Raw genomic sequence first — 12,958 nt, 5'->3', positions numbered from 1 at the left:
CCCATGCGCGCGTTGTCAATCGCTGTTCGGAGCTTGGGTGGCTCATTGGCCCTTCTCGGTGAACATGTTGATCAGAGCGTGGGCTGTGTTGTCCTCGGAGTCGATCCCGTGGATCTCGGCACCTTCAAAAGTGGCGACCTCGGCACTGCGGGGGAACATGGCCTGCTCGTACTCGGTGAGCGCGCCCTCGATGTCGTCGGGGTGCGCGGCGAGGGCCTTGCCGACTTCGGCGCCGTCGAGCATGGCCAGGTTGGCGCCTTCGCCGTTCGGGGCGGCGAGGTGGGCGGCGTCGCCGAGCAGGGTCACCCCGGGCACGCGGTCCCATCGGAGCCCGAGTGGCAGGGCGTGGTGGGGGCGCAGGACGGGCGCGGTGTCGCCGTCGGCTATCAGCGTGGTGAGTTTCGGTGCCCAGCCTTCGAATTCGGCCGCGATCCGCGCGGTGGCCGTGGCGGCATCGGTGAAGTCGATGGCGGCGAACCAGTCCTGCGGCTTGGACAGCGCCACGTAGGTGTGCAAGGTGTCGCCGCTTTCCCGGTGAGCGAAGATCTCCTTGCCCGGGGCGGGCGCCATCATCGATCCGCCGCCGACCGCTTCGGCGGCGGCCGGGTGCCGGGTGTCGGCGTCGAAGAGGTAGGTCTCGACGAACGACGTACCGGCGTACTCGGGGACCGCGTCGGAGAGCAGCGGCCGGACCCGTGACCAGGCGCCGTCCGCGCCGACCAGCAGGCCGGTGACGACGGCGCCGCCGTCGGAGAACGTCACCTCGTGGCGGCCCTCACCGAGGGCACGGACAGCGCTGGCCTTGTGCCCCCACCGGACGGTGCCGGCCGGGAGCGAGTCGAGCAGCATCTGCCGCAGCTCGCCGCGCATCACCTCGGGGCGTCCGCCCGTGCCGTCGTCGGCTTTGTCCAGGAGGAGGGTCCCGTCCTGGTCGAGGACCCGCATCGTCTGGTGACCCTCCAGGACGATGGCGTGGAACTCGTCCATCAGATCGGCCGCCTTGAGGGCGAGCTGCCCGTTGTAGTCGTGGATGTCGAGCATTCCGCCCTGCGTGCGCGCCGACGGTGAGGGGTCGGCCTCGTAGACCGTGACCGGGATTCCGTGGACGTGCAGAACGCGGGCCAGCGTGAGTCCGCCGAGTCCGGCGCATGATCGTGACGGCAGTGCGCATGATGGCTCCTTCGGGGTCATGCCGCCCGGTGAACTCCGGTCGGCCGTCTCCGGAAAAGTGCCAGCCCCCGCCGACGAGTCACCGACACCCGACCGACAGCCCCCGACAGGTGACCGACACCCGCAGGAAGCGAACGGGGTGACGGTAGCGGCCCTCGTCGACCGCGGTGTGGGCGAGGAACTCCGCCACCGGATCGGGCCGTACGAGATGGATCTCCAGCTCGCCAGGGGCGCCCCAGCCCGCGCTGAAGTGGGCGCCCGTGCAGGGGTGATCAGGGCCGGCCGGACGCAGCCGTGGCGAGATCGCGCCGGACGGCGGTGGGCACGGGCGTGGCGCGGGCGATCAGCCGCAGGCGTCCTGCGGTGTGGGTTTGTTCTCCCCCGGGCTCCGGGGCAGGGGGAGAACAAACCCACACCCTCCTGCGATCGTCCGCCTCGTCGCCGCGCGCGCTCGCCCGATCCGGGTGATCCGGAGCCGACACCACACCAGAACCCGTGTCAGTGGGTCAGGACGAGTTTGAACAGGATGATCAGTAGACCGAGCAGCAGGTTCACCGACCCGGTCACGGCCATCACACTCCGGGAGGCGCCCGCACGCCGTGCCGCGGCGACCGACCAGCCGACCTGCCCGGCCACGGCCACGGCGAGCGCGAGCCAGAGGGAACCCTCCACACCGAGACCCAGCAGCGGACTGGCGGCGACGGCCACAGCCGGCGGGACGGCGGCATTGACGATCGGCCACTCGTCGCGCAACACATGCAGCACGGTCCGGCGGTCCAGGTCCCGCTGTGCCAGGCGCGCGCCGAACAGTTGGGCATGCACGTGCGCGGCCCAGAACACCACGCCGGTGAACAACAGCAGCAGCACCAGCTCTGTGTGCGGGTACGAACCCAGGTCGCCGGCGCCGACAATCACGGAGGCGGCGAGCATGGAGCCGTAGACGCCGCCGGTGTAGTGGGCATGGGCCCGGTGTTCGGCACCCCGCGGCGGGGGCATGTCCCGGTCGGTCCGGTTCATCGCGGCCTCCCTGCGGGCTCGGCGCGTCGCGTCCGGAGCGTCACTCGGCGCGGTGGAGCCACGGGGCTGCGTACCGCCGCCCCGTGCTGACGGCAGACGTGGGGTGACCAGGAAGCCGGCCTGCGAGGTGAGCAGGCCCGTGCCCACGCCGAGCAGGACCATGGCCGCGGCGAACTGCGCGTCATCGATGACCGGGTCGATGGTGGCCGGCAGCCACAGGACGGTCCCCGCCAGGGTCGCCAGGATCGCCAGGGCCGGGCGGGCCACCCGGCGCGGTCCCCCCGCTCGCCCCATCCGGGAGCCGACCGTGGAGGCGACCGGCATGGCGGCGGACACCGGGAGCAGCCGCAGACCTGTCTTGAAGGCGTCGAAGCCCTGCACCACCTGCAGACACAGCGGGATGGTGAGGAACAGGCCCGCTCCCGCCATCACCGGTTCCTGATCGCGATCATCGGTCACGGCACCTCACGACCACCGTCCGTTCGGGCTATGGGCAGGACTTCCCTCGCCCAGCATCTCAGCCTCCGCCCACCCGCGCGCGCCCACGATGTGTCATGGGGCGTGGCGGGGCGCGCGGTCCGTCGCGGAACGGCCTTCTCCGGTTTGTCGGCGGATTTGAACCCAGCGCACAATCGGCCAGAAACCACCTGCAGCGGGCGATGCGGCTGTCGCATGAACCGGCGTTGGCTGGGTGCACACGGCCACCCACCGCTTCGACAGACAGGGACACCGAACCATGTGCCGCTGGCTCGCCTACTCGGGCACCCGTGCTGCTCGACTCACGGATGGACGTCGAGACGACCAACGGCGACGGCTTCGGTGTGGCCTGGTACACACGGCAGGACGGCACCCCGGCCGATGGCGCGACACTGAGAGGGCCGTCGAGCCGCCCGCGGCGCTCTGCGGCGGATGGTTTCGGAGTCGGTCGGAACGACAGGATCGTCAGGAGAGTGGGGAACCTTGGCGGAGTCGGTGCGGGGGCCGGTGGGGGCGGCGGCTACGCGGGGACGTCCTGTCGGTCTGTTCGTCGGTCTGTGCACACTGGACGTCATCCAGTTGGTCGACCATGTGCCGGGTTCCGACGAGAAGCTGACGGCGCGTGAGCAAACCGTGGCCGCGGGCGGTCCGGCCGCGAACGCGGCCGCCACCTTCGCCCACCTGGGCGGCGCGGCCACGCTGCTCACCGCGATCGGCTCCCATCCCCTGGGCGTCGCTGTCGCGGCGGACCTGGGCGAGCTGGGCGTGACCGTGGTGGATCTGGCGGCCGACTCGGTCGAGCCGCCCGCCGTGTCGTCCGTCCTGGTGACCGCGTCCAGCGGAGACCGTGCCGTCGCCTCGACCAACGCGACGGGGTGCCGGCTCACCCCGCCCGATGATCTCGACACGTTGGTGGCGGCCTGTGACATCGTCGAATTCGACGGTCACCACGGGGAGTTGGCCGTGGCCGCGGCCCGCGCCGCGCGGTCCGCCGGCCGGCGGACCGTTCTCGACGGGGGCAGTTGGAAGGCCGGCACGGAGAAGCTGCTGACGTCGATCGACGTGGCCGTCTGCTCGGACGACTTCCATCCGCCCGGCACGAACACTCCGACGGACACCCTGCGGTTCCTGCGGGACCACGGGGTCGGCTGGTCGGCGGTCAGCCGGGGAGGTCGACCCATCCTGTGGGCGGGCCCCGACAGCGGGGGCACGGTGGACGTGCCCGCCGTACGGGTGGCGGACACACTGGGCGCGGGCGACGTCCTGCACGGGGCCCTCACCCATCGCCTCGCGCTTCAGGGCGACTTGACATCGCGGGCCTTCGCCGAGGCCCTGCGCGGTGCCGCCGCGGTGGCCTCGCAGGCGTGTGCCTCGTTCGGAACTCGGGCGTGGATGCGGGAGGGGTGAGGGCGAGGACGCGCTGCGATACCCCGATGTCCCTCACTCAAAGGTCCCTACCAATAAACACTGCATGAGTCCTTTCCTCCTCAAGGGCGCCGTGGCATGCTCACCGCTCAACGCACCTATGAACATCGTTCACATCCATGAAAAGACCGTGGGAAGGGCGAACGGGCATGAGAGACGCGCACAGGGTTGCCACGGACGGTCTGAATGTCATGAGCATGAACATGAGCAGGCGCTCGTTGCTGGGAAGCGCCATCGCCACAGCGGCCGGCGCCGGTGCGGCGGCGGTAATCAGCTCAAGCACAGCGGCGGCGGCAATGGGCTCAGGCCCAGCGGCCGGCGTCGGCTCGGACGCACGGTCGGCCGACATCCCGCTCCTCTGGCGGGAGTTCAGGCGCGCACCTTTCACGCATCCGCAGATCCCGTACATCGGCCGAGCCGGTTGCCGCGGCGGGGCGGTCCGCCTCCCCCGCCGCCCCGTGATCGCCGACGTACGCGATTTCGGCGCCGTCGCGGGCGGCACGGTCGACTCCGCCCCCGCGATCAACCGTGCCATCGCCGCCGCCGGCAGGGCCGGCGGTGGCACGGTCACCATTCCGCCCGGCACGTTCCGGATCGACGACGTGATCCGCCTGGACCGCTCGAACGTGATCCTCAAGGGCGCCGGCAGCGGCCGTACGACGCTGTACGCGACGAAGAACCTCACCGAGCTGATCGGGGCGTACGGCTCCCGCTACGGCGGCGACAAGTCGGGCTGGTCGTGGGCGGGCGGCATGATCTGGCTGGCCCCCAGGGCCCGCTGGGCCTCTCTCGTCGCCGCGATCAGGGCGAAGGCATGGCCCTTCGAGGGCTGGACGGGCAACCGGCGCGACGAGTGGCGTCCGCTCACAACGGTCGCCCCGGCCCGGCAGGGCTCATGGACGATCACGGTGACGGACGCGTCGTCGCTGCGCCCCGGCGCCCTCGTGCTCCTCCGGCTCGCCGACGACGCGGACCACACACTCCTTCAGCACATGTGCGGTGGCGGCCCGGGCCCGGAGGGCTACCTCTGGGACGACAAGACGAAGCTGACGTCGTACGTCCCCTACGAGTGGCCCGTGCGCATCGTCCGGGTTCAGGGCCGGAAGGTCACCCTCGAACGCCCGCTCCCGCTCGACGTACGCCCGGAGTGGCAGCCTCAACTGACCACGCATATATCGGAGTTGACGGGCTCAGGCGTGGAGGGGCTGACCCTGGAGGCACCGGAGACCCCCCAGCAGCCGCATCTGCTGGACAAGGGCCACAACGGGGTCGTCCTCCAGTGCGCGTACGACTGCTGGGTCGACGACGTGACGGTCCGCCACGTCGACAACGGCTTCGGCCTCGTGTCCGCCTCCGCGTGCACCCTGCGACGGACGCGTGTCACCGGCCGCGGCGCCCATCACCCGTACTTCTGCCGTGAGGGGTCGCACGACAACCTCATCGAGGACTTCACGATCGAGGAGCGCACCAGCCCCGCGCCCTCGAACACCCAGCTGCACGGCATCAACGTCGAGGGGCTGTCCTCGTACAACGTCTGGTCCCGCGGCGACATGCGGATGGGCACCTTCGACAGCCACCGCGGCCTGCCCTTCGCCAACGTCCGCACCGACATCACCGTGAACAACAACGGCCGCCACGGCGGTGACGCGAGTGCCGGTCCCCTGTTCGGCGCCCGCTTCACGCACTGGAACATCCGCGTCACCAACGGCCGGGCGGGCCTGGTCAGGATCGACGGTCTGGCGCCGTACTCCGCCACCGTCGGCATCGACGAGGTCAGGGAGTTCGACCAGATCGACGTCCCCGACTTCACCGGCGACCTGCATACGCGCCTGGAGTTGTACGGCAGCCCGCACGAGGTACGGCCGCGGAACCTGCACGCGGCGCAGCGCGGAGTGGGCCGATGAGCGCACCGTCACGCCTGGCTGTCCTCCTGGTGGCCCTGGCCGCGTTCACCGCCGGCGCCCTGCCCGGCGTCTCTGCGCGGGCAACGGCACATGCCGCGACCGGAGTCCCGCGCACAGTCGTCCTGGACGGCAGCCGGCTGCATGCGACCAAGCTGCGCCTGGATCGCGACGACCCACGACTGCGGCGGGCCGTCGAGGCGTTGACGGCCCGCGCCGACACCTGGCTGGGTCAGGGGCCCTGGACGGTCGTCGACAAGCCCAGGCCGGCGCCGAGCGGCGACGTCCACGACTACCTCAGTCAAGCCCCGTACTGGTGGCCCACCACGGCCCCGACCGCCGACAACCCCTGGGGCTGCCCGTACGTGCAGCGCGACGGCGAGCGCAACCCCGAGGTCGACTCCGGCACCGACCGGCGGGACGTCGAGAAGACCTTCGACGCCGCGTACGACCTCTCCCTCGCCTGGTACTACACCGGCGAGCGGCGGTACGCCGAGAAGGCCGGACAGGTACTGCGCACCTGGTTCCTCGATCCGGCCACGCGGATGAACCCGCATCTGAACCACGCGCAGTTCATCCCCTGCAAGTACGACGGCCGTGCCATCGGCATCATCGACTTCTCGCAGTCCTTCACCAGCGTCCTCGACGCGCTCGCCCTGCTGAACAGCGGCGCCCCGGGCTGGACCAGGAAGGACCGCACCGGCATGGCGAAATGGAACACCGACTTCCTCGACTGGCTCAGGAACAGCGGCTTCGGTAAGGAGGAGGCCGCCGCGACCAACAACCACGGCACCTTCTACGACATGCAGCTCGCCGCACTCGCCCATGCGACCGGCGACAGGGAACTGGCCCGCCGAACGGTCCTGAACGCGCGGAGCAAGCGCGTCGCCCCGCAGATCGCGGCCGACGGCAGCCAGCCGCAGGAGCTGGCGCGGACCAGGAGTTGGCACTATTCGACCTTCGCCCTGGTCGCCCACACCCGGCTCGCGGCCATCGGTCGGAACGTCGGCGTGAACCTGTGGGCGTACCGGGGCCCGGACGGGCAGAGCCTGTTCAAGGCGGTGGACTACCTGTTGCCGGCCGCGACGGCGTCCGTCGCCTGGCCGCATCAGGAGCTCGCGTTCCACCGGTACGCGGCGACGGACGTCGTCCATGCGGCCGCCGACGCCGGGGACGCGCGGGCGCGAAGGGCGGTTCCGTTGCTTCAGGAGCCGCCGGGCGGTGACCTGTGGGCCCTGCGTCCGGCGGCGGAGCAGTTGGACTCCCTCGTGGGCTGATCGGCGTCCGCCCCGCTCCGAGGCATCCTCGTGGTGGTCCCGCGCACTGCGTCGTCAGACCGAGGACAGGTCGATCGCCCGGTCGACGTCCTTCGGCCGCAGCACACGCAGGATGCCTTCGAGCAGGTAGTAGTCGGCATACGGAAGGGAGATCTCGATCCCGTCCTCGTTCGGCCGGTGGCGGGTGCAGCGGGCCACGACCGCCTCGGCGCGGGCGGAGTTCGTCGTCAGGCAGGTCTCCGAGAGCGCGGTGAGCAGTCGTAGCGCCACCTCACGATAGGACCGCCGGCCCGTGGCCGCGGCCAGGTCGAGGAGTCCGCAGGCCGTGATCGCGCCGGCCGACGCGTCCTTGATGTCGTGGGGCTGTTGCGGCGCGCGGTAGTCCCACACCGGAACGTGGTCCGGGGTCAGGGCCCGTACCGCGAAGTCCGCGAGTCTGCGTGCCGTGGCCAGGAACTCCGCGTTCCCGGTCCGCCGGTACATCGTGGTGAAGCCGTACAGGCCCCACGCCTGTCCGCGCGACCAGCACGACGTGGGGCTGTAGCCCTGCACGGTGTTCGGGCCGATCGGCGCGCCGCTGTCCGGGTCGAAGTCGAACACGTGCGGGGTCGATCCGTCCGGGCGGGGGAACACCCGCTGGGTGGTCCTCGCGTGCTCCACGGCGATGTCCAGGTACTTCGCGTCGCCGGTCCGCCGGCTCGCGAACGCGAGCAGGTCGAGATTCATCATCGTGTCGATGATGACCCGGCCCGCGTTCTTCGGATCGGTCAGCGCGCCCCAGGCACGGATGAAGTGCCCGCGCGGGTTGTACCGCTGGATCAGGGAGTCGGCGGCGCGTATTGCGCCCGTCCGCCAGACGTCGTCGCCGGTCAGTCGCCAGGCGGTGACCCACGACGGGTAGAAGAGGAAGCCGAGGTCGTGCGTGCCTGTGTCGTACTGGCGAGGGGCCAGTTTCTCCGCCGACGCCATCGCCCAGGAACGGAAGGCGTGGTCCTCGGTGTGCAGCCACGCCATCCACAGGGTGCCCGGCCAGAATCCGCCGACCCAGCTGCCGTTCTGCGAGTAGACCCATTTCTCGAACTTCGTGCCGACCGGGAAGGCGGTCACGCTCGGCGCGACGGTACGGACCTTCTCGACCGCGTAGTCGGCCGCCGCGCGGAGCGTGCGCAGGGCGGGTACGGGAATCCGGTCGTCGGCCGCGGCTACCGCCGGTGTCGAGGTGGCACCCACAACGGCGGCACCGGCCGCCGTGGTCAGCACAGTGCGTCGGGAAACACTCATGTCCACGCCTCCAACTGAGCAGCAGGAGAAAGGAGTTGCCCGAGCGTTACACAGGGACGCGACCGATGTACACCCACGTGAGCCGTGTTCATCACCATGAACGTAGATGTGTGGGCGCCGTCAGGGTGCGCAGTTCGGGGAGTACCTGCGCGTCCGTGCCGTCCAGGGCGGACAGCGCGCCGAGCCATCGGGTCAGGGCCGCCTGTTCGTCCCCGAGCGCCCTCAGGACGTGGCCCAGCTCGTGCTCGGCGAGGCCCCGCCCGTACGAGTCGCCGCGCGCGGTGGCTTCCTCGAGCAGCGCCCCGCATGCCTCCCGGGCCGCTCCGAGGCGTCCGAGCGCCCGCAGGGCCTGGGCGCGGCCCAAGCGGGTCTCCCGCTCCGCGTTCCAGTGGGCCGCGCCGGACTCCATGACACGCAGCGCCTCGTCGAAACTCCCGATGGCCTGGGCGGGCTCGCCGAGGGTCAGGTGGGCACGGCCGGCGTTGCACAGGGCGACCTGCTCGATCACGGTGCTGCCGGCCTCGCGGGCGAGTTCCCTGCTGCGCCGGTGGAACGACAGGGCCACACGCGGGTCGGTGAGTTCGGCCACGTAGCCCTGGTGCCCGAGGAGCACCGCTTCCTCCGTGCGGGTGAGGGTGGCGGGCCGCAGCGCGAGACACCGTGCCAGTGTCGTCCGGGCCTCGGCGCCCCGGCCGAGTTCCCTCAGCAGCGCGGCCCGGTTGCCGAGGTGACGCATGCGGGCCGCGTCGTCGCGGAGGTGCTCGCTGAGCTCCACGGCCTCGTCCAGCAGCAGCAGCGCCTGTCGGACGTGTCCCACGGAGTAGTGCGCGGAGGCGAGTTGGCCCAGCGCCCGTGCTTCGGCGGCGCCGTCGCCGCCGGCCCTGGCGAGGGTGATGGCACGACGCGTCAGACGTTCGAGGTCCTGCGCGCGGCCACGGTCGTGCAGGTAGGGGAACAGGGCATGGATCAGCTCCACGGTGCGGGTCGGCCCCAGGCGCCCGTGCGCACCGGAGCCGGCCAGGAAGAGGAGGTTCGCCGCCTCCGCGTCGCCCCAGGCGAGTGCCGCCGCGGCGTCGGTGAACGCCGTACCGTCCCCGGGCTGCTCGGGCGCCCGCCCACGGCCCGGCCGCAGGATCGCGGCGCATCGCGCGAGCCGCTCCTCGTACCAGCGCAGGGACCGTTCGACGGCGCCCGCGTTCCCACCCCCTAGTTCGCGGGCGAAGTCGCGGACCAGGTCGTGCGGGACGTAGCGGCCCCAGCCCGCCTCCTGGAGCAGCGCCACCTCCACCAGGCGGTCCAGGGCCTGCTCGGCGCGCCCTTCGGTGGAGTGCATGGCGGTGGCCATCAGCGGTGTGCCGTACTCGGGCAGGTCCAGCGCGCCGATGAGGGCGAGGGCCCTGGCGGCGTCACCGTCGCGCGGGTCGCCCGAGCCGAGGAGCGCCTCGTGGGCCGCCGTCAGGGAGCGGCGAACGCTGAGGTCCTCCAGTTCGAGGTGGTCCAGGCGGTCCTCCTGCCGGGCGAGGCGTTCCGCCAGTTTCCGGACCGGGAGCGTCCTGCGGCTTCTCAGGCGTGCCGCGCACACGCGCAGCGCCAGGGGCAGGTGGCCGCACAGGGCCGCCAGATCGGCCACCGGTCCGGCGTCGGACTCGGCCCAGGAGCGGCCCGAGGCCCGCTCCAGCAGAAGGGCGCTGTCCTGCGGTGGGAGCGGGTCCAGTCGGACGTGCGTGGAGGCTCCCAGGGTGGCCAGTGGCTTTCTGCTGGTCAGCAGTACGGCGCAGCCGGCGCCTGCCGGCAGCAGGGGACGTACCTGGCTCACCGAGGCCGCGTCATCGAGGACGAGCAGCGTGCGGGTGGGGGCGAGCGCGGAGCGCAGCAGGGCTGAGCCGACCGCCACGTCGCACGGGATCCGCCGGGCGTCGACCCCCAGGCCGTGCAGGAGAGCAGCGAGGGCGTCGCTGGGTGCGAGAGGGGCGACGCCCGGTGTGGCTCCGTGCAGGTTGAGGTAGAGCTGACCGTCCGGGAAGGCGTGCTTGAGCTGTTCGGCGATGTGCAGGGCGAGGCCCGTCTTGCCCACGCCCGGCATTCCGCTGATCACGGCGAGCGCGGTGTGGCTTCGATCCGGCTCCAGCGCGGAGCGGATCTCGGCGATGTGCTCGGCGCGGCCGACGAACCCGGCGGGCGCTGCGGGAAGCTGCGCCAGCCGCGAAGGACTCGCGGGGGTCCACGCGGGTGCGGGCGGTTCGCCGTGCCGGACAGCTGTGCCGCGGAGTACCTCCCGGTGGGCGTCCTGGACGGCCGGGCCGGGATCCACCCCGAGTTCCTCGATCAGGGTCCGGCGCAGGGCGCCGAAGACCGCCAGTGCTTCGGCCTGGCGGTCGGTGCGGCCGAGGACGAGGATCAGCTGGCGGTGCAGCGTCTCCCGGAACGGATGCTCTTTGACCAGGACGCCCAGTTCGGCGGCGAGCCCGTCGAGGCGGTCGAGGTGCAGGAGGGCCTCGTAGCGGCATTCGAGCGCCTGCAGCCGCTGCTCCTGGAGGAACGTCAGGGCGGGGTGGCCGACGAGGGCGGGCACATCCGCGAACGGTGCACCGCGCCACAGCGCCAGCGCGGTGCGTGCGTCGCGCTCCGCCGTCTCCCAGTCACCCCGGCTGCGGGCCTCCTGCGCCCGGCGCACCTGCTTCTCGAACACGTGGCGGTCCAACTCGCCCTCGTCGACACGGAGTTCCAGCCCGCGGTTCATGGTGCGCAGCCGTGTGCCGTCGGCGTCGCGGAGGCTGCGCCGCAGCCGGGCGACGTGGTTGTGCAGCGAGGCGGTGGCCGTCGGCGGCGGAGTCTCTCCCCACAACGCCGCCATCACCGTGTCCAGTGGCACGGTGCGGTTCGCCTCGAGCAGCAGGACGGCGAGCAACGTACGGGGTTTCGCCCCTCCGACGACGACGGCCACGCCGTCGTCGTCGGCTGTCGTCAATGACCCCAGTACCGCGAACCTCACCGGGCCATCCTCCATCAGCACCGGGCGGTGATCAAAGAGCGTCACATCATCGCTGTTAACGGCCTGTTAGTGGCCTGTTGGAGTCGCTCGGCACGATGCGTGTCCCGCAGGCCGAGAGAGGTTGGTGCACATGTCGACACGCCTGATACGGACGACGCTGGTGGGCGTGACAGTGATCGCGGCGGCAGGTACGGCTCTGCTGACCACGCCCGCTGCCGCGGCCGGCGGCACGGTGGCCGCCGCCGAGACGCGGCAGGTGGGGCACGACGCCACCCAGGCCGCCATGGACGCGGCCGTTGCCGCGGGCGTGCCGGGAGTCGTGGCCGAAGTACGCGACAGCCACGGTGTGTGGAAGGGCACTTCGGGCGTCGCCGACCTCACCACGGGTCAGCCGCGCGGGTACGGCGACCGGTTCCGCTCGGGAAGCGTCACCAAGTCGCTGGTGGCGACCGTCATGCTCCAACTGCAGGCGGAAGGAAGGGCCGACCTCGATGCCACGGTCGACCACTACCTGCCTGGACTCGTACGAGGCAACGGCCACGACGGCACGAAGATCACGGTGCGTCAGCTGATGAACCACACCAGCGGCGTCTTCAACTTCACCGAGGACGCCACGTTCGCGAAGAAGGTGCTCGGCATCGAGTTCCTCAACTCCCGCTACGACGACTGGACTCCGCAGCAGGTCATCGCGCTCGCCCTGCAGAACCCTCCCCAGTTCGAGCCCGGCACCGCCTGGAAGTACTCCAACACCAACTACCTCCTGCTCGGGCTGATCATCGAGAAGCTGACCGGCAGGCCCTACGCCGAGGAGATCCAGCGGCGCGTCACCAGGCCGCTCGGGATGAGCGCCACGCACTTCCCCGGCACCGATCCGCACGTGCCCGCGCCCACCCGGCACTACTCCACCTTCACGGAGGACCCGGGCAAGACCTACGACGTGACCGAGCTCAACCCGTCCTGGGCCTGGGCGGCGGGCGAGATGATCACCAACTCCTCCGACCTCAACCGCTTCTACGCCGCCCTCTTCGGCGGCAGACTGCTGCGCCCCGCCCAACTCCAGCAGATGACCAGCGCAGTCTCGACCGAGGGCAACCTGCCGCGCCAGCGCTACGGCCTGGGCCTCATCGGGTACGAGACGACCTGCGGGGTCAAGGTCTGGGGCCACTCCGGCGGTATCCACGGCTCCTCCACCCAGGCCTTCGGCACCAAGGACGGCCGCCACATGATCACGCTGAACTTCAACGGCGACTGGGTCGGCGGCGGCAAGAACGTCGTCTCGGCCGAGTTCTGCCCGCCCTCGGCCTGAGCGAGGTCCCTTCCCTTCACCGCTTCCGCATCCACCTGCGCCTCGACTTCACTTCGGCGTCGGTGAGTTGGGCGTGGCTGCCCCGGATCCTGTGAAGCATGCGGAACGATCT

At 71.2% G+C, this 12,958-nt stretch carries 8 protein-coding genes and 2 pseudogenes; 5 read left to right on the top strand and 5 right to left on the bottom strand.

All coding sequences use genetic code 11. From position 1 onward, the window contains the following. Positions 1-42: 42 nt before the first annotated feature. The 3 genes and pseudogenes from CES90_RS21995 to CES90_RS21985 all read right to left on the bottom strand — a co-directional run. Entirely contained in the window at positions 43-1,191 is a 1,149-nt protein-coding gene (locus CES90_RS21995; protein ID WP_208921434.1) for an FAD-dependent oxidoreductase, read from the bottom strand. 477 nt (positions 1,192-1,668) lie between these two features. Beyond that, positions 1,669-2,187, bottom strand: coding sequence for a hypothetical protein (locus tag CES90_RS21990; RefSeq protein WP_373313543.1), 519 nt, complete (start codon positions 2,185-2,187; stop codon positions 1,669-1,671). 105 nt (positions 2,188-2,292) lie between these two features. Beyond that, positions 2,293-2,604, bottom strand: a pseudogene (locus CES90_RS21985) (MFS transporter); the annotation flags it as partial. Positions 2,605-2,923: 319 nt separating this feature from the next. Between CES90_RS21985 and CES90_RS52010 the strand changes: the two are divergent. The 4 genes and pseudogenes from CES90_RS52010 to CES90_RS21970 form a co-directional block, all read left to right on the top strand. Further along, positions 2,924-3,044, top strand: a pseudogene (locus CES90_RS52010) (class II glutamine amidotransferase); the annotation flags it as partial. Between the two features lie 103 nt (positions 3,045-3,147). Continuing rightward, on the top strand, positions 3,148-4,071 hold the full coding sequence (locus CES90_RS21980) for a PfkB family carbohydrate kinase (RefSeq protein WP_229914215.1): 924 nt from the start codon (positions 3,148-3,150) through the stop codon (positions 4,069-4,071). A gap of 314 nt (positions 4,072-4,385) precedes the next feature. Continuing rightward, a complete protein-coding gene (locus tag CES90_RS21975) occupies positions 4,386-5,993 on the top strand; it encodes a glycosyl hydrolase family 28-related protein (protein WP_373313539.1) in 1,608 nt (535 codons plus the stop codon). After that, positions 5,990-7,267, top strand: a complete 1,278-nt coding sequence (locus CES90_RS21970; RefSeq protein ID WP_189786318.1) for an alginate lyase family protein — start codon at positions 5,990-5,992, stop codon at positions 7,265-7,267. The genes CES90_RS21975 and CES90_RS21970 overlap by 4 nt, the downstream gene beginning before the upstream one ends. Positions 7,268-7,321: 54 nt before the next feature. Here the strand turns inward: CES90_RS21970 and CES90_RS21965 are convergent, their stop codons facing one another. Together CES90_RS21965 and CES90_RS21960 are read right to left on the bottom strand one after the other, a co-directional pair. Next, a complete protein-coding gene (locus CES90_RS21965; RefSeq protein WP_189786319.1) occupies positions 7,322-8,548 on the bottom strand; it encodes a glycoside hydrolase family 88 protein in 1,227 nt (408 codons plus the stop codon). Positions 8,549-8,639: 91 nt separating this feature from the next. Further along, positions 8,640-11,540 carry an AfsR/SARP family transcriptional regulator gene (locus CES90_RS21960; protein WP_308437906.1) on the bottom strand — a complete coding sequence of 967 codons (2,901 nt, stop codon included), beginning with the start codon at positions 11,538-11,540 and terminating at the stop codon, positions 8,640-8,642. Between the two features lie 130 nt (positions 11,541-11,670). Here CES90_RS21960 and CES90_RS21955 point away from each other — a divergent pair, with 130 nt between their 5' ends. Then, a complete protein-coding gene (locus CES90_RS21955; protein ID WP_229914216.1) occupies positions 11,671-12,846 on the top strand; it encodes a serine hydrolase domain-containing protein in 1,176 nt (391 codons plus the stop codon). Positions 12,847-12,958: the final 112 nt, after the last annotated feature.

Origin of the sequence: Streptomyces capitiformicae (assembly GCF_002214185.1) — a bacterium.
Taxonomy (GTDB): domain Bacteria; phylum Actinomycetota; class Actinomycetes; order Streptomycetales; family Streptomycetaceae; genus Streptomyces; species Streptomyces capitiformicae.
Note: the sequence above shows the minus strand (reverse complement) of the source record. Positions and strands in the feature narration are given on the sequence as shown.